At 69.3% G+C, this 19,186-nt stretch carries 20 protein-coding genes; 12 read left to right on the top strand and 8 right to left on the bottom strand.

Annotated elements, in window-relative coordinates:
- Positions 1 to 17: 17 nt before the first annotated feature.
- Both ETD85_RS38290 and ETD85_RS66130 read right to left on the bottom strand, forming a co-directional pair.
- Positions 18 to 434 (bottom strand): hypothetical protein, encoded by a 417-nt coding sequence (locus ETD85_RS38290; RefSeq protein ID WP_138694726.1) that lies wholly within the window; start codon positions 432 to 434, stop codon positions 18 to 20.
- An 80-nt stretch (positions 435 to 514) separates the two neighbouring features.
- Complete coding sequence (locus ETD85_RS66130; RefSeq protein WP_338087206.1) at positions 515 to 727, bottom strand: DUF397 domain-containing protein; 213 nt, start codon at positions 725 to 727, stop codon at positions 515 to 517.
- A 613-nt stretch (positions 728 to 1,340) separates the two neighbouring features.
- On the opposite strand from ETD85_RS66130, the gene ETD85_RS38300 reads away from it, so the two are divergent.
- Both ETD85_RS38300 and ETD85_RS38305 read left to right on the top strand, forming a co-directional pair.
- Positions 1,341 to 1,658 (top strand): helix-turn-helix domain-containing protein, encoded by a 318-nt coding sequence (locus tag ETD85_RS38300; RefSeq protein WP_138694728.1) that lies wholly within the window; start codon positions 1,341 to 1,343, stop codon positions 1,656 to 1,658.
- 19 nt (positions 1,659 to 1,677) lie between these two features.
- Positions 1,678 to 2,226, top strand: a complete 549-nt coding sequence (locus ETD85_RS38305; protein ID WP_138694729.1) for a GNAT family N-acetyltransferase — start codon at positions 1,678 to 1,680, stop codon at positions 2,224 to 2,226.
- Positions 2,227 to 2,710: 484 nt separating this feature from the next.
- Here the strand turns inward: ETD85_RS38305 and ETD85_RS38310 are convergent, their stop codons facing one another.
- Positions 2,711 to 3,151 (bottom strand): metallopeptidase family protein, encoded by a 441-nt coding sequence (locus ETD85_RS38310; RefSeq protein ID WP_138694730.1) that lies wholly within the window; start codon positions 3,149 to 3,151, stop codon positions 2,711 to 2,713.
- A gap of 301 nt (positions 3,152 to 3,452) precedes the next feature.
- On the opposite strand from ETD85_RS38310, the gene ETD85_RS38315 reads away from it, so the two are divergent.
- Genes ETD85_RS38315 through ETD85_RS38335 form a run of 5 tightly spaced genes read left to right on the top strand, consistent with a single transcriptional unit; the run spans position 3,453 to position 7,454 of the window.
- Positions 3,453 to 3,821 carry a DUF3499 domain-containing protein gene (locus ETD85_RS38315; RefSeq protein WP_106236645.1) on the top strand — a complete coding sequence of 123 codons (369 nt, stop codon included), beginning with the start codon at positions 3,453 to 3,455 and terminating at the stop codon, positions 3,819 to 3,821.
- Between the two features lie 43 nt (positions 3,822 to 3,864).
- Positions 3,865 to 5,214, top strand: coding sequence for a phosphomannomutase/phosphoglucomutase (locus ETD85_RS38320; RefSeq protein ID WP_138694731.1), 1,350 nt, complete (start codon positions 3,865 to 3,867; stop codon positions 5,212 to 5,214).
- Positions 5,211 to 5,378, top strand: coding sequence for a Trm112 family protein (locus ETD85_RS38325; RefSeq protein WP_138694732.1), 168 nt, complete (start codon positions 5,211 to 5,213; stop codon positions 5,376 to 5,378). The genes ETD85_RS38320 and ETD85_RS38325 overlap by 4 nt, the downstream gene beginning before the upstream one ends.
- Positions 5,375 to 6,481, top strand: a complete 1,107-nt coding sequence (locus ETD85_RS38330; RefSeq protein WP_138694733.1) for an SIS domain-containing protein — start codon at positions 5,375 to 5,377, stop codon at positions 6,479 to 6,481. The genes ETD85_RS38325 and ETD85_RS38330 overlap by 4 nt, the downstream gene beginning before the upstream one ends.
- Before the next feature lie 49 nt (positions 6,482 to 6,530).
- Complete coding sequence (locus ETD85_RS38335) at positions 6,531 to 7,454, top strand: cation diffusion facilitator family transporter (RefSeq protein ID WP_138694734.1); 924 nt, start codon at positions 6,531 to 6,533, stop codon at positions 7,452 to 7,454.
- Between the two features lie 138 nt (positions 7,455 to 7,592).
- On the opposite strand, the gene ETD85_RS38340 is transcribed toward ETD85_RS38335, so the two are convergent.
- Positions 7,593 to 7,931: a MerR family transcriptional regulator gene (locus ETD85_RS38340; protein ID WP_138694735.1), complete on the bottom strand. Its 339-nt coding sequence runs from the start codon at positions 7,929 to 7,931 to the stop codon at positions 7,593 to 7,595.
- A 104-nt stretch (positions 7,932 to 8,035) separates the two neighbouring features.
- Between ETD85_RS38340 and ahcY the strand changes: the two genes are divergently transcribed.
- Together ahcY and ETD85_RS38350 are read left to right on the top strand one after the other, a co-directional pair.
- Positions 8,036 to 9,463, top strand: a complete 1,428-nt coding sequence (gene ahcY, locus ETD85_RS38345) for an adenosylhomocysteinase (RefSeq protein WP_138694736.1) — start codon at positions 8,036 to 8,038, stop codon at positions 9,461 to 9,463.
- 91 nt (positions 9,464 to 9,554) lie between these two features.
- Entirely contained in the window at positions 9,555 to 10,790 is a 1,236-nt protein-coding gene (locus ETD85_RS38350; RefSeq protein WP_138694737.1) for an adenosylhomocysteinase, read from the top strand.
- 20 nt (positions 10,791 to 10,810) lie between these two features.
- Here the strand turns inward: ETD85_RS38350 and ETD85_RS38355 are convergent, their stop codons facing one another.
- On the bottom strand, positions 10,811 to 11,461 hold the full coding sequence (locus ETD85_RS38355) for a DUF305 domain-containing protein (protein ID WP_206059128.1): 651 nt from the start codon (positions 11,459 to 11,461) through the stop codon (positions 10,811 to 10,813).
- Positions 11,462 to 11,628: 167 nt separating this feature from the next.
- Between ETD85_RS38355 and ETD85_RS38360 the strand changes: the two genes are divergently transcribed.
- Together ETD85_RS38360 and ETD85_RS38365 are read left to right on the top strand one after the other, a co-directional pair.
- Positions 11,629 to 13,032, top strand: a complete 1,404-nt coding sequence (locus ETD85_RS38360) for an LVIVD repeat-containing protein (protein WP_206059129.1) — start codon at positions 11,629 to 11,631, stop codon at positions 13,030 to 13,032.
- Positions 13,033 to 13,238: 206 nt separating this feature from the next.
- The gene (locus tag ETD85_RS38365) at positions 13,239 to 14,612 is read left to right on the top strand and encodes an LVIVD repeat-containing protein (RefSeq protein ID WP_206059130.1); all 1,374 of its coding nucleotides are present in this window, start codon (positions 13,239 to 13,241) and stop codon (positions 14,610 to 14,612) included.
- A 45-nt stretch (positions 14,613 to 14,657) separates the two neighbouring features.
- On the opposite strand, the gene ETD85_RS38370 is transcribed toward ETD85_RS38365, so the two are convergent.
- Positions 14,658 to 15,671 carry an RDD family protein gene (locus ETD85_RS38370; RefSeq protein ID WP_170247070.1) on the bottom strand — a complete coding sequence of 338 codons (1,014 nt, stop codon included), beginning with the start codon at positions 15,669 to 15,671 and terminating at the stop codon, positions 14,658 to 14,660.
- A gap of 51 nt (positions 15,672 to 15,722) precedes the next feature.
- Here ETD85_RS38370 and ETD85_RS38375 point away from each other — a divergent pair, with 51 nt between their 5' ends.
- A complete protein-coding gene (locus ETD85_RS38375) occupies positions 15,723 to 16,715 on the top strand; it encodes a stage II sporulation protein M (RefSeq protein ID WP_138694738.1) in 993 nt (330 codons plus the stop codon).
- Between the two features lie 92 nt (positions 16,716 to 16,807).
- On the opposite strand, the gene ETD85_RS38380 is transcribed toward ETD85_RS38375, so the two are convergent.
- Positions 16,808 to 18,181 carry a DUF58 domain-containing protein gene (locus tag ETD85_RS38380; RefSeq protein ID WP_138694739.1) on the bottom strand — a complete coding sequence of 458 codons (1,374 nt, stop codon included), beginning with the start codon at positions 18,179 to 18,181 and terminating at the stop codon, positions 16,808 to 16,810.
- 46 nt (positions 18,182 to 18,227) lie between these two features.
- Positions 18,228 to 19,184 carry an AAA family ATPase gene (locus ETD85_RS38385; RefSeq protein WP_138694740.1) on the bottom strand — a complete coding sequence of 319 codons (957 nt, stop codon included), beginning with the start codon at positions 19,182 to 19,184 and terminating at the stop codon, positions 18,228 to 18,230.
- Between the last annotated feature and the right edge of the window lie 2 nt (positions 19,185 to 19,186).

The raw sequence follows: 19,186 nt of genomic DNA on the forward strand, positions 1-19,186 counted from the left end.
GTCGCGGGGTCGCCGGCTCATGGGGCGGCGGCTCTGGCGGTCCGGCGGATCGGGCACGAGTGCGGCACGTGCCTGTTTGGGCAGCAGATCATGGCGATCGTGGCGAACCTTCCGCTTCTCAGCCACTCACCCCACAGCACATCGACACCACCGGGCAGGGCGTGGAGGGCGTACTCGACCCGCTCATCAAGAGTGACGCGCTCGAAAACGAGGAGCTCGCCACAGATTCTGCGGTATTCGGACGCCAGCCACTCGCACGCCTCCCTCACCTCGTAGAACGTGGCCGCGATCCGGGAGGCAGGCTTGAGCAGCCAATCACCGGTCCGCATCGGCGGCAGCGCAGAGGTGAGGAAGTCAGGAGAGGCGGGTCGGCGCTTGGCCTCGTCGGCGCGATCGGCACCTGAGCCGGTCCACTGGTAGGCGTGCCAGTGCATGATCGGTGTGCTCCCGTAGTGTGGCGGGGGCGGCCCCTGCTTGCTGTGATCAGGCAGGGTCCGCCCTATTCGGATGGCGCTCAGGCGGTGGTCACTCCGGCCGCGCGGAGCTCGGCACCGGTGAACCTGAGGGTCCCGGCGCCCGGGTTCTTCGAGTCCCGGAGCGCGAAGGCATCCTCGACCCCCGGGATCGGGGCGATCTCTACACAGGACTCGCCCTGTTCGCCGTCATTGCCGCCGCACACCTTGGCGAAGGGCAGATCGCCGAGCTGCCTGCCATACAGATCCCTCACGGGAATCTCCTCTCTCCTGACCCCGCTGGAGGTCGACTTCCCGAGCGCGGGATTACGCCTGGGTGGTCCCAGTTCCGCCATCTGCGCCTTATGTCGTGGACGGACCGGGAGGTAATAGGGGCATCGGGCGGGATGGCTCCTGATAGACGAGGGCGTCGGTTGCCGTGCCAGCGCGGAGGCGAGGCGATAGGCCCGGGTTGCTGAACGAACGGCAGGACTCGGGTGGCCGGAGGCTCCGGCGTGACCTGCTGGCATATGAGGCGTGACCTGCTGGCATATGAGCGGGGTCGCCTTGCCCACCTCACCGCCGCCGGGGTTCGGGGACGTCGCCCCCTGCCCATGCCGCGCTCCACGGCCGGGGCCGGGTCGGCCAACGCGTGGACGGCTTGGAAGACGACCACTTGAACCGCACTCGTCAATCAGAGGGAAGCGCTAGGCCGGTGACCAGTCCCGATGATGACGGCCACTACACATCGTTATGGCAAAGTAGCTTTCCGTGTTCCAGTGCATGGTTCCATCTCAGTCCTGGGCGGTACCGCTGCGGGAGAGGACACTAGAGGCGCACCCGGATATCCGCCCGTGTCCGCCCCCCCGACTCCGGAGGTGCATGCGGATGAGCAAGGTTCCGGCCTGGGCAAGTCGGCTACGCATCGAGCGGACCAGGCGAGGGTGGTCTCAGCGCGATCTCGCCGGCCAGCTGTCCAAGATCGCCGGCAGGCTCCTGCCTGAGCCCGAGAACCTGGTGCGACGGATCCGCGACCACGAGTCCGGCAAGCACCGGCCCGACGACGAGTACGCCGAGATGTACTGCCGTCTGTACGGATTGAGCGAAAGCGCTCTGTTCAGGGCCGCCTGCTGTGCTGCCGTCAAAGCACCACGAAACAAATCAAGACCATCCCAGCTGGATCACTCGGCGATCCACTGCTCATAACAGGCCCTAACGTTGGTCCATGTCCGAAATGCCATCACGGGTCGAACTGAGCCCGCTCACTCTCTCCGACCAGGACGAGTTCTGCTCCCTCGTGCAGGCCAGCACCGAGCTGCACATGCCGTGGATGCAGCTGCCCGCGAACGCGGAGGACTTCCAGGTCTGGATGCGCCGCTTCGACGACGGCACCAACCTGGGCTTTCTGATCCGTATCAAGGAGACCGGCGCAGCCGCCGGCACGGTCAACATCAACTCGATCATCCGGGGCCGCTACCAGGGCGCGTCCCTCGGCTATGCGGCCTTCGCCCCGTCCGCAGGGCAGGGTTACATGACCGAAGGGCTCACCGCCGCCCTGCAGCACGCCTTCACCAACCTGCGGCTCCACCGGCTGGAGGCCAACATTCAGCCCGCGAACAAGGCATCCCTGGCCCTGGCCCAGCGGCTGGGCTTCCGTTACGAAGGGCTGTCGCCCGCCTACCTCTACATCGACGGGGCGTGGCGCGACCATGAGCGCTGGTCCATCACCGCACCAACCCCCTGGGAACCCGATCCCTCCCTTCCGCGGGTATGAGCTACGCGGCGCGCTTGTGACACACGTCCCTGCGCGCCGATTCGCTTTGTGAGGTTGGGCTGGTGCGTTGGTCCGCTTCGTGAGGTTGGACTGCGCGCCGATCCACTTCGTCAGGTCGGGCTGGCGTGTTGATCCACATCGTGAGGTTGGCTTGTCGCCATTCTGAGGTCTGCCGACCGTATGCGGACCCCGCCTGCCGAAGCCATCTGTCGGCACACCCTGCAAAGCGCCATCGGCACAGCCCGCAAAGCGTCATCGCGCTACCGGCGAACCCGCAAAGCGCCATCACGCAAAAGGCGGATTCCGTTGCTCCGCCCGATGACAACCCAGTCCCGGGCGCCCGGCCCACGGCCGGGGAGCGCGAGGGGCCGGCAGGCCCCTCGCCGGGGGTGTGGGGGCGTGCCCCCACAGGGCGCAGCCCGAAGCTCATCGCGCGAAGCGCGCCCCAGTGCGAGGACCTTGCAGCCAGGGGCGGGACCGGTGCCTAGCTGCGTTCGTCGTACCCCGGGTCCACAGTCTCCGGCGACAAGCCCAGCAACGTCGCCACCTGCTCCACCACCGTGTCATGCACCATGGCGCCCAAGGTGTCGCGGTCCCTGGCGCGGGCCTCCAAGGGACGTCGGTAGACCACGATCGACGCCGGTCGTTGGCCGCTGGCCGCGTCCGCCCGGCCGAAGGGGATCGGGTCGGCGCCCACGCCCGGCCCGTCGCCCAGCTCGCTCAGCGGCGGCACCTCCTCCACCGCGAACTCCACGGCGGAGAGCTGCCGGTCCCAGCGGGGGCGGAGTCTGTCGACGGCGTCGAGCACGAGGTCGTCGAAGCGTTCGCTGCGGGCCTTGGCCATGGGGACGTGGGAGGGGGCGAGCGGGCCGCGGAGGCCGCGACCGTGGCGATCGCGCCGTCTGGGACCGCGCTTCTGAGTCACGAGAGCAAGTGTAAAGGGCGCTCACGTCCGTCTCTGGATGAAGCGCCGTCGATGGTAGAAAACCTGGTGGCCCCTGTCTCTCTGGATGGGGTGCCGTCGATGGTGGAGAAGCCGGTGGCCCCCGCCCCTGATTGATGCGCCGTCGATGGTGGAAAACCCAATGGCCCCAGGCGTTCCGAGGGATGGCGTCTTCGGGGCATGTGGGTGGAAAGGCTGCGACAGGTGTCCGAATTGTGGCGACACGCTCGTTAAGAGCGCTCAGGTAGTGGCGCCTCGCACTCTTAGCAGATACGGTCCCTCCGTGAGCCCCGTCCGCCGCTGTTCCCGCACCGCCTGCAGCCAGCCTGCCGTCTTCACGCTCACGTACGTATACGCCGATTCGACCGCTGTTCTAGGCCCTCTGGCGACGTACGCGGAGCCACACTGCTACGACCTGTGCGCCGAACACGCTGAGCGGCTGACCGCTCCCCGCGGGTGGGAGGTGGTCCGGCTGCCGACAGACGGTGCCTCGCCCAGCTCCGACGATCTCGAGGCGCTGGCCAACGCCGTCAGGGAGGCCGCGCGGCCCACTCCGTCAGGTGGGGGTGAGCCGGTCGGTCAGGGGGTCGAGGTCGGCCGTCGCGGGCACCTGCGCGTTCTGAGGTCGGCCCAGCAGCACCGCGACCGGTAGGCTCGTTTTACACGGAGAAACGACCTAAGGGCGGAGCTGGAGAGTGGGCGATCTCGCCAAGATCTTCAAAGCGTACGACGTTCGCGGAGTGGTGCCCGACGAGCTCGACGAGCCGACCGCCGAGGCCGTAGGGGCGGCCTTCGTGGAAGTGACAGGTGCCGAGTCCGTGGTGGTCGCGCACGACATGCGCGAGTCGTCGGTGCCGCTGGCCGACGCGTTCATCCGCGGGGCCCGTGCGCGCGGCGCGGACGTCGTGCACGCCGGGCTGGGCTCCACCGACCTGCTCTACTACGCCAGTGGCAGCCTCGGGCTGCCCGGCGTCATGTTCACCGCCAGCCACAATCCGGCCCGCTACAACGGCATGAAGATGTGCCGTGCGGGGGCCGTCCCGATCGGCGGCGACACGGGGCTGAACGAGATCCGCGACCGGGCCGCCGAGCCGTCCGGGGTCACGCGGGAGCCCCCGGGGTCGCTGATCGAGAAGGACCTGCTGCCCGGCTACGCGCAGCACCTGCGCACGCTCGTCGATCTGTCCGGCATCCGGCCGCTCAAGGTGGTCGTGGACGCGGGCAACGGCATGGGCGGCCATACGGTCCCGGCCGTGTTCGAGGGGCTGCCGATCGAGTTGACCGCGCTCTACTTCGAGCTGGACGGCAACTTCCCCAACCACGAGGCCAACCCGATCGAGCCACAGAACCTCGTCGATCTGCAGCGGGCGGTCCTCGACACGGGCGCTGACCTGGGGCTGGCGTTCGACGGCGACGCGGACCGATGCTGGGTGATCGACGAGCGCGGGGAGTCCATCTCCCCGTCGGTGATCACGGCGCTGGTCGCGGCCCGCGAGCTGGCCAAATATCCGGGCGCGACGATCATTCACAATCTGATCACGTCCTTGGGCGTGCCCGAGATCGTCCGCGAGCACGGCGGGGTCCCCGTGCGCACGCGCGTCGGGCATTCGTTCATCAAGGCCGAGATGGCCCGCACGGGAGCCGTGTTCGGCGGCGAGCACTCGGCCCACTACTACTTCCGCGACTTCTGGTTCGCGGACTCGGGCCTGCTGGCGGCCATGCACGTCCTGGCCGCGCTCGGCGAGCAGGACCGGCCGCTGTCGCAGGTGGTGTCGGCCTACTCCCGCTACCGGGCCTCCGGCGAGCTCAACAGCGCCGTGGCGGACCAGGGCGAGGCGCTGCGGCGGGTGCGCGAGGCGTTCGCGGACCGCGGCGACTTCGACGAGCTCGACGGGCTGACCGTGACCGGGCCCGACTGGTGGTTCAACCTGCGGGCGTCCAACACCGAGCCGCTGCTCAGGCTCAACGCCGAGGCGGCCGACGATGGCAAGATGACGGCGATCAAGGACGAGGTCCTCGCCATTGTGGGAAAGGTGTCAGAGTGAAGATCGACGACTGGCTGCTGGAGATCCTGGCCTGCCCGGCGTGCAAGGCTGCACTGCGCGCCGAGACCGAGGCCGAGGAGCTGGTCTGCACAGGTTGTGGCCTGATCTACCCGGTCCGGGATGACATCCCCGTCCTGCTCGTCGACGAAGCCAGGAAGCCGTGACCTGGGAGCCGGGGCGGCTCGACGATCAGCGGCATCTCAGTGAGGCGGACCCCGGCGGCATGTTGCTCGCGGTCGCCGCCTCCGCCGCTCACGTGCGCACCGGCTACCGCACCGCCGTCGAGTCCCGCGTCGAGCGCGTGGCCGACCAGGGGCGGCCGCGTGCGATCGCGGTCGCGGGGATGGGCGGGTCGGCCATCGCCGGCGACATCCTGGCGGCGGTCGCCGGTAACGGTGCTCCGCTGCCGATCGTGACGCTGCGCTCCTACCAGCTCCCCGGCTGGATCGGCGCGACCGACCTGGTCATCGCGGTCTCGGGGTCGGGAGACGCCGAGGAGACGCTGTCCGTCGCCACGCAGGCGGTGCGGCGCGGCTGCACGCTGCTGGCCGTGGGCGCGCCGGGATCGCAGCTGGAGGCGATCGCGACCCAGGCGTCGGCCGTCTACGTGCCGGTGCCCCTGGGCGGGCAGTCCCGGGCCAACATCTGGCTGCTGACGACTCCGCTGATCGTGGCCGCCGCCGCGCTGCGGCTTCTGCCGGCGGACGCGGACCTGTTCGAGCGGGTGGCCAAGTCGCTGGAGGACATCGCGCACCGGTGCCGGCCGTCCAGCGAGTCGTTCATCAACCCGGGCAAGTCGCTGGCCCTGGATGTGGCCGGGACCGTGCCGATGATCTGGGGCTCCTCGCCGGTGGCCGCCGTGGCGGCGTATCGGCTGGCCTGCCAGCTCAACACGAACGCGAAATATCCGGCCGGCTACGGTGAGCTGCCCGAGGCCGCCCACAACCAGGTGGCCGTGTTCGACGGGCCGATGGCCGAGCGCGACATCTTCGCCGACTCGGCCGGCCAGACGATCAGGCTCGTCATGCTGCGTGACGTCGAAGAGCACCCGCAGGTGACGCGGCGGCGGGAGGCGGCGCTGCGCATGGCGCGCGAGCGTGACGTGCCCGTCAGCGAGCTCATGGCGGAAGGCACGCATCCGCTGGAGCGGATGGCTATGCTGATCGCGCTCGGCGACTATGCCAGCACATATTTGGCCCTGGGGTATGGCATCGATCCGACCCCTGTGTCAGCGATCACTGAGCTAAAGGCCAGGATTTCGCAATAGGATCCCTTTCCAGGCCTTTGTAGTTGATCTTTATGAGTGGAGACTTCCGGTGAGCGCGAGCGGCGGTACAAAAGCGATCATTGCGGCGTTGAGTGCGAACTTGGCAATCGCCGTGGCCAAGTTCGTGGCGGCGGCCTTCACCGGCTCCTCGTCGATGCTGGCCGAGGGCATCCACTCGGTCGCGGACTCGGGCAACCAGGTGCTGCTGCTGGTCGGCGGCAAGCGGGCGGCGCGGGCCAGCACCAAGGAGCATCCGTTCGGCTACGGCCGCGAGCGTTACTTCTACGCGTTCGTGGTGGCCGTGGTGCTGTTCACGATCGGCGCGGCGTTCTCGATCTACGAAGGCGTCCACAAGCTCTCCGATCCGAAGGGCGTGGATCAGCCGATCTGGGCGTTCGCGGTGCTGATTTTCGCGATCATCGCCGAAGCGTTCTCGTTCCGTACGGCGATCAAGGAATCCAACGCCGTGCGCGGCAAGCAGTCGTGGGTCGCCTTCATCCGCCGGTCGAAGTCGCCGGAGCTGCCCGTCATCCTGCTCGAGGACCTGGGCGCGCTGCTGGGCCTGATCTTCGCGCTGTTCGGCGTGACGATGGCGGTCATCACGGGCGACGGCATGTGGGACGGCATCGGCACCCTGATGATCGGCGTGCTGCTGGCCGTGATCGCGGTCGTGCTGGCCATGGAGACCAAGTCGCTGCTGGTCGGCGAGGGCGCGACGCCCGAGATGGAGCAGCAGATCCGCGACGCGCTGGAGAGCGCGCCGGAGGTCGACCGGATCATCCACATGCGCACCCTGCACCTCGGGCCCGAGGAGCTGCTGGTGGGGGCCAAGATCGCGGTTGCGCGCAACGACACGGCCGGTGAGGTGGCCAGGGGCATCGACGAGGCCGAACGGCGGATCCGAGAGGCCGTGCCGATCGCCCGGGTCATCTACCTGGAGCCCGACCTCGACCGGTCCCGCACGAACGCCTGACGCCGGCCCAGACCCCAACCGTCCGGACGGGACCCTGGCGGGGCCGACCCGTCCGGATGAGGACTCTGGTGGCCGGTGCCTCGGCGGCCGCCCGGGGGACTCCGGCGGCCGGCCCCAGTGCCCCAGTGCCCCAGTGTCTCAGCGTCCGGAGGGGCGCAGCAGCCGCAGGGCCTTCTCCTTCTCGAAGTCCAGGGCCCGGCGGGGCACCTGGATGCGCCCGATCCGCACCCCGAGATCGCGTACGGCCGCCGCCACCGCCGGCTCGCTCAGCACCCGCAGCGCGAACGCCAGCTCGGCCGGCGACACGTCGAACCGCTTCTCCAGCTCCACCCCCTGCGCCACGGCCGCCAGCTCCTCGGGGCCGAACCGCCGGTGCGCCCCCTGCTCCCGCACGGGCGGCAACAGGCCGAGTGCTTCCCGGTATCGGAGCATTCGTGGGGACATGCCGAGCCGCTTGGCCGCTTCCGTGATGCGCATCCTTACATTCTTACGTCAGTTTCGCCCCTCTGGAGGTGCGCCCCCTCCAGAGAGCCGCCTAAACTCGTCGGCGACAAACCATCCGTGACGCGAGGGGAAACCCGATGGACTTCAAGGTCGCAGACCTTTCACTTGCCGACTTCGGCCGCAAGGAGATCCGGCTCGCCGAGCACGAGATGCCCGGCCTCATGTCGGTCCGCAAGGAATATGCGGCCACCCAGCCCCTCCGCGGCGCGAAGATCATGGGCTCGCTGCACATGACGATCCAGACCGCCGTCCTCATCGAGACGCTCGTGGCGCTCGGCGCCGAGGTCCGCTGGGTCAGCTGCAACATCTTCTCCACTCAGGACCACGCCGCCGCCGCGGTGGTCGTCGGCCCCGAGGGCACCGTGGACGACCCCAAGGGCGTCCCCGTCTTCGCCTGGAAGGGCGAGACGCTGGAGGAGTACTGGTGGTGCACCGAGCAGGCCCTCACCTGGCCGAACGGCGACGCCCCGAACATGATCCTCGACGACGGCGGTGACGCCACCCTCCTGGTGCACAAGGGCGCCGAGTACGAGAAGGCGGGCGCCGTACCCGCTGCCACCGCCGAGGACCCGGAGGAGTGGCACGTCATCATCGACCTGCTCAACCGCACGGTCGGCGCGGACAAGCGGTGGACCCGGATCGCCGAGAGCATCAAGGGCGTCACCGAGGAGACCACGACCGGCGTGCACCGTCTCTACGAGATGCACAAGAACGGCCAGCTCCTCTTCCCGGCGATCAACGTCAACGACTCGGTCACCAAGTCGAAGTTCGACAACAAGTACGGCTGCCGCCACTCCGTCATCGACGGCCTCAACCGCGCCACCGACGTGCTGATCGGCGGCAAGGTCGCCGTGGTCGCCGGCTACGGCGACGTCGGCAAGGGCTGTGCGGACGCGCTGCGCGGCCAGGGCGCCCGCGTCATCGTGACCGAGATCGACCCGATCTGCGCGCTCCAGGCGGCCATGGACGGCTTCCAGGTGACCACGCTGGACGAGGTCGTCGGCATCGCGGACATCTTCGTCACCTGCACCGGCAACTTCAACATCATCACCGCCGACCACATGGCGCGGATGAAGCACCAGGCGATCGTCTCCAACATCGGCCACTTCGACAACGAGATCGACATGGCCGGGCTCGCCAAGCTGCCGGGCATCCAGCGCAACAACATCAAGCCGCAGGTCGACGAGTGGGTGTTCGCCGACGGGCACTCGATCCTCGTCCTCGCCGAAGGCCGCCTGATGAACCTCGGCTGCGCCACCGGCCACCCGAGCTTCGTCATGTCCAACTCGTTCACCAACCAGGTGATCGCGCAGATCGAGCTGTTCACGAAGACGGCCGAATACCCGATCGGCGTCTACACGCTGCCCAAGCACCTGGACGAGAAGGTCGCCCGCCTGCACCTCGACGCCCTGGGCGTCAAGCTCACCGAGCTGAGCAAGGAGCAGGCCGCCTACATCGGCGTCCACGTCGAGGGCCCGTACAAGTCGGACCACTACCGCTACTGATCTCCATGAGAAGCGCTCCGGGAAGGGGTTCGCCCCGCCCGGAGCTTTCCCATACCCACCCTGTACCGCGATCTCCGGCCGAAGGCACCTCATGGATCTCAGTGAAAGCGGTGAGCGGCAGATCTCCTGGGCCGCTCGTTCGATGCCGGTGTTGACCGCGATCGGTGAGCGGTTCGCGCTCGAACGCCCGCTGGACGGGCTGAAGATCGCGGCCTGCCTGCACGTCACCGCGGAGACGGCGGTGCTCATGGGAGCGCTGAGGGCGGGTGGCGCGGAGATCGCGCTCGCCGCCTCCAACCCGCTGTCCACCCAGGACGACGTCGCCGAGGCGCTGCGCGTCTACGGGATCGCCGTGCACGCCCGCGCCGGCGTCGATCGGGCCGCCTACTACCGGCACATCCACCAGGCCCTCGACCTCGGGCCCGACCTGGTGCTCGACGACGGCTGCGACCTGGTGAACATCCTGCACACCGAGCGGACCGACCTGCTCGAAGGCGTCACCGGGGGGTGCGAGGAGACCACCACCGGGATCATCCGGCTGCGCCAGATGGCCGCCGAGGACGCGCTGCGCTTCCCGGTCGTGGCGGTGAACGACACGCGGACCAAGCGGATGTTCGACAACCGGTACGGCACCGGGCAGTCGACGCTCGACGGGATCATGCGGGCCACCAACACGATGCTGGCCGGGCGCACCGTGGTCGTGGCCGGGTTCGGCTACTGCGGGCGGGGCGTGGCCGAGCGGGCCAAGGGGTTCGGCGCGCGGGTGATCGTGACGGAGATCGACGCGGTCAAGGCGCTCGACGCGACCCTGCAGGGCTACGAGGTACGCCCGATGGCGCAGGCCGCGCTGGTCGGGGACCTGTTCGTGACCGTGACGGGCAACCGCGACGTGATCAGGGCCGAGCATCTGTCGATCATGAAGGACGGCGCGATCCTCGCGAACGCGGGGCACTTCGACGTGGAGATCGACGTGCGGGCGCTGGACGAGCTGGCCGAAGAGGTGCACCGCGGCGTGCGGCCCAACACTGACGAGTACGTGCTGCCCGACGGCCGCCGGCTGCTGCTGCTGGCCGAGGGGCGGCTGGTCAACCTCACGGCGGCGGAGGGGCATCCGGCGGCCGTGATGGACATGTCGTTCTCCGCGCAGGCCCTCGCCGTGGCGTGGCTGGCGGGGGAGCGGTCGGAGCTCGCGCCCGGCGTCTATGACGTGCCGGAGGAGATCGACCACGAGGTGGCCAGGCTCAAGCTGGCCGCCACGGGCATCGGCATCGACGTGCTGACCCCTGAGCAGGAGGACTACCTGCACTCCTGGCGCGTCGGCTCCTGAGGCCCGGCTGCGGCGGGCGGTTACGGGGCGGCGGCGGCCTGCATCTCCTGCATGCGGCGGATCTCGGCCATCTGGGTGACGCTGACGTCGTTGGCCAGCTCCTCGATCTTGATGTGCGAGCCGCTGGTCAGCACCTGCTCGGACATCTTGAGCGCGCCCAGATGATGGTTGATCATGAGCTGCAGGAACATCCGGTCGAAGTCCTTGCCCTTGGCCGCCTTCAGCGCCTCCATCTGCTCGGGCGTGGCCATCCCCGGCATGCCCTCGTGCACCGCGTGGTGGTCGGGCACCTTCTGCTCCTGCTCCCGCAGCCAGGTGGTCATGTACTGGATCTCCGGCCCCTGAGCGGCCTTGATCCGGTCCGCCAGGCTCTTGAGCTTGGCCGAGTCCGCCCGGCTCGGGGCCAGCAGCGCCATGTCCAGGGCCTGCCGGTGGTGGACGACCATGTCCTGGACGTAGGTGATGTCGGCGGCGTTCGCGGTGGGACCGGGGACGGCCGTGGCGGCCTCGCCGGGTGAGAGCGTCTTGGCCTGCTCGCCCGGACGCCCGGGGGCGATCACCGGCGCGGTCGAATCGGCTCGGGGTGCTTGGGGGGCGGTGTCGGCGCTGCAGGCGGAGAGGGCAAAGACCGTGCCCATGATGCCCATGGTGACGACGAGCGCCGCGCGCACCCAACCTCCCTGACTGACTCGGTCGAGAATGCGCACTCTAGATCAGAAAGGGGATGCTGAGAAGAGGGCGAACAGGAACAAATTTTGACAGATTGGACGCTGGCCGACGGTGGGTGACAAAGGCGAGGATGTCCTAGATTTATGCCCCCTTTATAGGAGGTTCCCGAGTGTTCACCCCCCGCAGGGCCCTCATCCTGGTCGCGGCGTTCGTCGCGATGGCGGGCAGCACCCTGCCGGCCGCCCAGGCTGCGGACATCCCGGCTCCCGGCGAGATCGTCATGAGCCCCAACATCCAGCACGTCACGAACGTGCCCAAGCCCGAGGCCCTGGCCGATATTCACACGGACATGGCCTTCCAGGGCGACTACGCGTATGTCGGCAACTACTACGGCTTCTCCATCTACGACATCAGGCGTCCGAAGCGCACCTCGCTGGTCAGCTCCGTGGTGTGCCCCGGCGGCCAGATGGACATGTCCGTCTACGGCGACCTGCTGATCGGCTCCGTCGACTCCTCGCGCAACGACGACTCGTGCGCCAGCACCTCGCAGAGCGCCACGGTCAAGGAGTCGTGGGAGGGCATCCGCATCTTCGACATCTCCGACAAGGCCAACCCGAAGTACATCAAGTCGGTCGAGACGAACTGCGGCTCCCACACGCACACGCTGGTGCCCGACAGGCGACGCCAGAACGTCTACATCTACGTCTCGTCGTACAGCCCGAACGCCACGTACCCGGACTGCCAGCCACCGCACGACCTGATCTCCATCATCAAGGTGCCGCTGCGCAACCCGACGGCCGCCACGGTCATCGCGACGCCGAACCTGTTCCCCGACGGCGGCAACCCGGGCCTCCCGCTGCCCTACCCCGACGGCAAGTCCGCCACGACGGGCTGCCACGACATCACCGCCTACCCGGAGAAGGGCATCGCGGCCGGCGCGTGCATGGGTGAGGGAGTCCTGCTGGACATCCGCAACCCGGAACAGCCCAGGGTCACCGCGACCGTGCGCGACGACGTGAACTTCGCCTTCTGGCACTCGGCCACGTTCAACAACTCGGGCACGAAGGTCATCTTCACCGACGAGCTCGGCGGCGGCACGCGGGCCACCTGCAACGAGGCCATCGGCCCGACCAAGGGTGCGAACGCGTACTACGACATCGTGAACGGGCAGCTCGCGTTCAAGGGCTACTTCAAGATCGCGCGCCACCAGGCCGACACGGAGAACTGCGTGGCACACAACGGCTCGCTGATCCCGGTCAAGGGCCGCGACATCATGGTGCAGGCGTGGTACCAGGGCGGGATCTCGGTGGTCGACTTCACCGACTCCGCGCACCCGCAGGAGATCGCCTACTTCGAGCGCGGCCCCGACAGCACCGCTCCGGCGCTCAGCGGCGGCTTCTGGTCGGCGTACTACTACAACGGCTACATCTACGGCTCCGACTTCAACCTGGGCCTGGACGTACTGAAGATCAACGATCCACGGACCAACCGGGCCAACGGCGTCAAGATGAGCTCGCTCAACGCGCAGACTCAGACGTCCTACCCCGAACACGGTCACGGCCACGATCACTGACCCGCGCTGAGACGGCGAGGATCCACGCGGTCCTCGCCGTTTCTGTGGCGAAAGCGGGAGATCGTATGACGGGCATCCGCGGCTTTCAAGCCGTCATGTCATGATATTTCTTGACAACATGACATCTAGTGGGCAAGAGGAGTGAGGTTCAAGATTTGGTCACTTGTGTCTTCTTTCGGGGCACATGTGATCAAGGAGGCTCTCGAGTGTCCAACCCCTGCCGTGCCCTCGTCGTGGCCGGGGCGGCCGTCGCGTTAGCGCTGACGGCGATGCCTGCGCTGGCCACCGACATACCGCCGCCCGACACCGTCGTCACCAGTCCCAACGTGACCCACGTCCTGAACATCCCCAAGCCCGCCCCGATCGCCGCGACCATCAACACCGACATCGCCTTCCAGGGCGACTACGCCTATGTCGGCAACTATGGCGGCTTCTCCATCTACGACATCAGAAACCCGAAGCGCGCCAAGGCGGTCAGCTCCGTCGTGTGCCCGGGCGCCCAGATGGACGTCAGCGTGTACGGCGACCTGCTGTTCACCGCCGTCGACTCCTCGCGCAACGACGACTCGTGCGCCAGCACCGGCCAGTCCGCCTCCATCAAGGAGTCGTGGGAGGGCGTACGCATCTTCGACGTCTCCGACAAGGCCAACCCGAAGTACATCAAGTCGGTCGAGACGAACTGCGGCTCCCACACCCTGACCCTGGTGCCGGGCAAGGGCCGCGACCGGAACAAGAACGTCTACATCTACGTCTCGTCGTACCTGCCGGCCGCGAACTTCCCCGACTGCCTGCCGCCGCACGACAAGATCTCGATCATCAAGGTGCCGCTCAGGGAACCGACCGCCGCGGCGGTCGCGGCCACGCCGGTGATCTTCCCCGACGGCGGCAACGAGACCCAGCCGGGGCTGCTGATCCCGACGTCCGGCTGCCACGACATCACCGCCTACGCCGAGAAGGACATCGCGGCCGGCGCGTGCATGGGTGACGGCGTGCTGTTCGACATCTCCGACCGGCTGAACCCGAAGGTCACGGCCCGGACCACGGACCCGAATTTCGCGTTCTGGCACTCGGCCACGTTCAGCAACGACGCCAGGAAGGTCATCTTCACCGACGAGCTGGGTGGCGGCGGCGCGGCCACCTGCAACGAGGCGACGGGGCCGAACCGGGGCGCGGACGCGATCTATGACATCTCGAACGGGCAGTTCACGTTCAAGAGCTACTTCAAGATCCCGCGCTACCAGGCCGACTCCGAGAACTGCGTCGCCCACAACGGCTCGCTGATCCCGGTCAAGGGCCGCGACATCATGGTCCAGGCGTGGTACATGGGCGGCCTGTCGATCTGGGACTTCACCGACGCCGCCCGCCCGAAGGAGATCGGCTACTTCGAGCGCGGCCCCCGGGCCGACGGCAGCGGTGGCGGCATCTGGTCCGCCTACTACTACAACGGCTACATCTACGGGGCCGACTTCCACGAGGGCCTCGACGTCATCAAGATCGACGACCCGCGCACGAGCAGCGCCAGGGGCGTTCGTACCGACCGGTTGAACGTCCAGACGCAGGAGTCCTATCGGCGCCACTGACCGCCCGCCACTGATCGCCTGGTCGCGCCCGCCCTCTGACCGCGCTCACTGAGGCGGCGCGAACCCGCCCGGAGTCGCCTGCGGCGGCTCCGGCGCGGGTGCGGCCGGCCCCGGGTAGGGCACGCGGGTCTGCGGCTGCGGCGGCGGATAACCCCCCTGCGGGTGCGGCTGGGGCTGCGGTTGCGGGTATCCCGCGGGCGGTTGCGGGTATCCCGCGGGCGGTTGCGGCTGACCCGCGGACGGTGCGTACGGGCCCGCTGGAGGCGCGTACGGGCCGGGCTGGGGCGTCAGGTGGGACAGGCCGTTGCCCGCCGCGCGCTGCGTGAAGCGGATCTGCTCCCTCCTCCGCCGCTCGGCCAGAACGGCGCTCAGGTACGCGTGCGGCGGCGCCCCGGCCGGAGCCGCGGGCGAGACGAACGCCGCCACCTGGGTCGCGATCCGGATCCCCATCTCGTGCTGGACCTGCGGCGAAAGGTCGTGCCAGCGCATCAAGTACTGCCGGGCCGCCTGCGCGACCTCGTCCGGCAGCTGGGAGAGCTCCAGCGTGGCCGCCCAGCTGGCCAGCGGCGGCGGCATCATGATCAGCTGCCCGCCGCCGCGCGGAGCCCGCTCGGAGATCACGATGGTGCCCGCGAAGACGTCCCCGAGCCGCTTGCCGCGCTGCGAGACCAGCGAGGCGATCAGCGCGGGCGCGCCGGAGAACAGCCAGAACTCCACGACCCCCGCCAGCCCCCTGAACAGCGCCTGCCTGAAGCGCTCAGGGCTGCCGTCGTCGCTGACCACCCGGAGCCCGAGCGCCAGCTTGCCGAGGCTGCGTCCCCTGGTGAGCGACTCGAAGATCACCGGATAGCCCACGAGCACCAGCACGACCAGCACGATCATGACGGCGCTGAACATGGCGAAGTCCGACACCACCGCGAACGCCCCCAGGAGCGCGTAGGCGCCGATCAGCACCGTGAACTGAACGGCCATGTCGATGACGATCGCCAGGGCGCGGGAGGGCATCTGCGCCACGCGCACTTCGACGACGACGGCATCGCCGGTCACAACCTCTGACATATGTGGAGCCTAACGGCTATGTCGCTCTGGTAGAGCGGCCAGAATGTTCGGGTGGACATCGATGCGTTCGTGACAGCACACCGCCCCGTATGGGACAGGCTCGATCACCTGATCAAGAACCGCTCGTCGCTGACGGGCGCGGAGGTGGACGAGCTCGTGGACCTGTACCAGCGCGTCTCCACGCATCTGTCCATCGTCAGGTCCGCGTCCAAGGACCCGATGCTGACCGGGCGGCTGTCCGCCCTGGTGGCCAGGGCCAGGTCCGCGGTGACCGGCGCGCACACGCCCGCGTGGCGGGAGCTGGTGAGGTTCTTCACGGTGTCGTTCCCCGTGGTGGCCTACCGGGCGCGGTGGTGGTGGCTGGCCAGCGCGCTCGCCTTCGTGGCGGTCGCGCTGGCGATGGGCACGTGGGTGGCGGGCAACCCCGAGGTGCAGGCGTCGATCGCCAGTCCCGACGAGATCACCCAGCTCGTCAACGAGGACTTCGCCGACTACTACTCGGAGAACCCGGCCGCCTCCTTCGCCACCCGCGTCTGGGTCAACAACGCGTGGGTCTCGGCCTTGATGATCGTCTATTCGGTCCTGCTCGGGCTGCCGATCCCGTACGCGCTCTACGCCAACGCCGAGAACGTGGCCATCTCCGGCGGCCTGATGGCCTCCCGGGACAAGCTGGACATCTTCTTCGGCCTGATCATGCCGCACGGCCTGCTGGAGCTGACCGCCGTGTTCCTGGCGGCGGCCGTGGGCATGCGGCTGGGCTGGACGGTCATCGATCCGGGGCCGCGCAGGCGGGTCGAGGCGCTGGCCGAGCAGGGCAGGGCCGTGATGAGCGTGGCGCTGGGGCTGGTGGTGGTGCTGTTCGTGTCGGGGCTGATCGAGGCGTTCGTGACCCCGTCGGGGCTGCCCACCTGGGCGCGTGTGGGCATCGGAGTGCTCGCCGAGCTGACCTTCCTCGCGTACGTGATCGTCTTCGGCCGTCGGGCCCTGCGCGAGAACGAGACGGGGGACATCGAACGCGCCCCCGACGTCGCCCCGACGGCCTAGCCGCGCCACCCGGAAAGGCGCCCGGCGGTCCTCGGCGCTCAGAGGCGCCCGGCGGTTCCCGGCGTTCAATGGCGCCCGGCGGTTCCCGGCGCTCAAAGGCGACCGGCGGCCTTCAGGGCCAGGTACGCGTCGGCGAGCGCGGGCGCGATGTCGTCCGGCGGCGCGTCCACCACCTCGACCCCGTGCCGCCGCAGCCTGGCGGTGATGCGCCTGCGCCCGAGCTGGGCGTGCTCGGCCGCCGCCGCGTCGTAGACCTCCTCCGCCGAGCTCCGCCGGCCGGCCATGGCCGCCACCCGCGGATCGGACACCCCGGCCACCAGCACCAGGTGCCGCGAGGAGAGCTGGGGGAGCACGGGCATGAGCCCCTCGTCCAGCGCCGCGGAGTTGAGGTCGGTGAGCAGCACGACCAGGCAGCGCCGCTTGGCCCGCGACAGGATCGCGGCCACCATGCCCTGCGAGTCGGCCTCGACCAGCTCCGCCTCGATCGGCGCCATCACGTTGACCAGCGACGACAGCAGCTCGGTGCGGGAGGCCCCGCCCACCCAGGCGCGTACGGCGCGGTCGTAGGCGAGGAAGTCCACCTGGTCGCCGGCCTTGGCGGCCAGCGCGGCCAGCAGCAGCGCCGCGTCCATCGACCAGTCGAGCCGCGGCCAGCCGGGCGCTGGGCGCGGATCCGGCCTGACCAGCAGGCCGCCGCCGCCCGGCGCCGCCCCCGCCATGGGGATCGGGGCGTCGCCCACCCGGCCCGCCGAGGTGCGGCCGGTGTCGAGCACGATCAGCACGCGGCGGTCGCGTTCGGGACGCCAGGTGCGTACGACGACGTCGTGGCGGCGCGCGGTGGCCCGCCAGTCGATGGAGCGGACGTCGTCGCCCACCACGTATTCGCGCAGCGAGTCGAACTCGGTGCCCTGCCCGCGGACGAGCGCCGGGTGCTGCCCGTCGAGCTCGCGGAGCCTGGCCAGCCTGGAGGGCAGGTGCTTGCGCGACAGGAACGGCGGCAGGACGCGTACCGACCAGGGGGCCTGGTGACTGCCCTGGCGGGCGGCCAGGCCGAGCGGGCCGACCGAGCGCACCGTGACGGCCACGGACGAGCGGTCGCCGCGCCTGGTCGGGTCGAGCGTCACCACGATCTTGCGCCGCTCGCCACGCGGCACGTCGAGCGCCGCCACGCGCGGGTTCGCACCCGCGGAGGGCGGCCAGGCGTCCCTGAGCAGGCCGCGTACGCGCCTGCTGCCCGGGTTCTCGACGATCAGCTCGACCGTGGCGCGCTGGCCGAGGCGGATCAGCGTGTCACCCGAGCGATGGAGCCTGAGCGGGCGGACCGCGCCCGCGAACACCAGGTCCGCGATGATCGCGGAGACCAGCAGCAGGCAGACCCCGGCCAGCGCCGGGCCCGGCTGCGGCGCCAGCAGCACCACCACGATCCCGATCGCCGCGACCAGCCCGGCGCGTCCCGTCAGAGCCATCAGCGCATCACCACGATTCCGAGCCTGGCAGGTCCGGTCAGAGCCATCAGCGCGGGACCGGGACCGAGGACAGGATGCCGTCGAGCAGGCCGTCGGCGGTAGCGCCCTCCAGCTCCGCCTCGGGCCTGAGCTGGATCCGGTGCCGCAGCGCGGGCCTGGCCAGCGCCTTCACGTCGTCGGGCGTGACGTAGGGCCGTCCGGACAGCCACGCCCACGCGCGCGAGGCGGCCAGCAGCGCCGTGGCGCCACGCGGCGAGACGCCGAGCTGCAGCGACGGCGAGTTTCTGGTGGCCCGCGCCACGTCCACGATGTAGCCGAGCACCTCAGGCGCGATGTGCACCTTGGAGACCGCCTCGCGGCCCATCGCCAGGTCCTCGACCGTGGCGACGGCCTTGACCTCCGACAGGTCGCGCGGGTCGAAGCCGCGGGCGTGCCGCTCCAGCACCGAGATCTCCTGCTCGCGCGGCGGCAGCGGCACGGTCAGCTTGACCAGGAACCGGTCGAGCTGCGCCTCGGGGAGCTGGTAGGTGCCTTCGTACTCGACCGGGTTCTGGGTCGCGCACACCACGAAGGGGTCGGGCAGCGGCCGGGCCGAGCCCTCCACGCTGACCTGCCGCTCCTCCATCGCCTCCAGCAGTGCCGCCTGCGTCTTCGGCGGGGTGCGGTTGATCTCATCGGCGAGCAGCAGGTTCGTGAACACGGGCCCTTCGCGGAACTCGAACTCCGCGGTCTTCGTGTCATAGATCAGCGACCCGGTCACGTCACCCGGCATCAGGTCGGGCGTGAACTGCACCCGCTTGAAGTCCATGGACAGCGCCGCCGCCAGCGTGCGCACCATCAGCGTCTTGGCCACGCCCGGCACGCCTTCGAGCAGCACGTGCCCCCTGCACAGCAGCGCGATGACCAGCCCCGTCACCACCGCGTCCTGCCCGACCACGGCCTTGGACACCTCGGCGCGCAGCGCGCCCAGCGCGTCTCTGGCCGAGTCGCCCGAGCTCGACACGC

The organism is Nonomuraea zeae, from assembly GCF_005889725.1.
GTDB classification, from domain to species: domain Bacteria; phylum Actinomycetota; class Actinomycetes; order Streptosporangiales; family Streptosporangiaceae; genus Nonomuraea; species Nonomuraea zeae.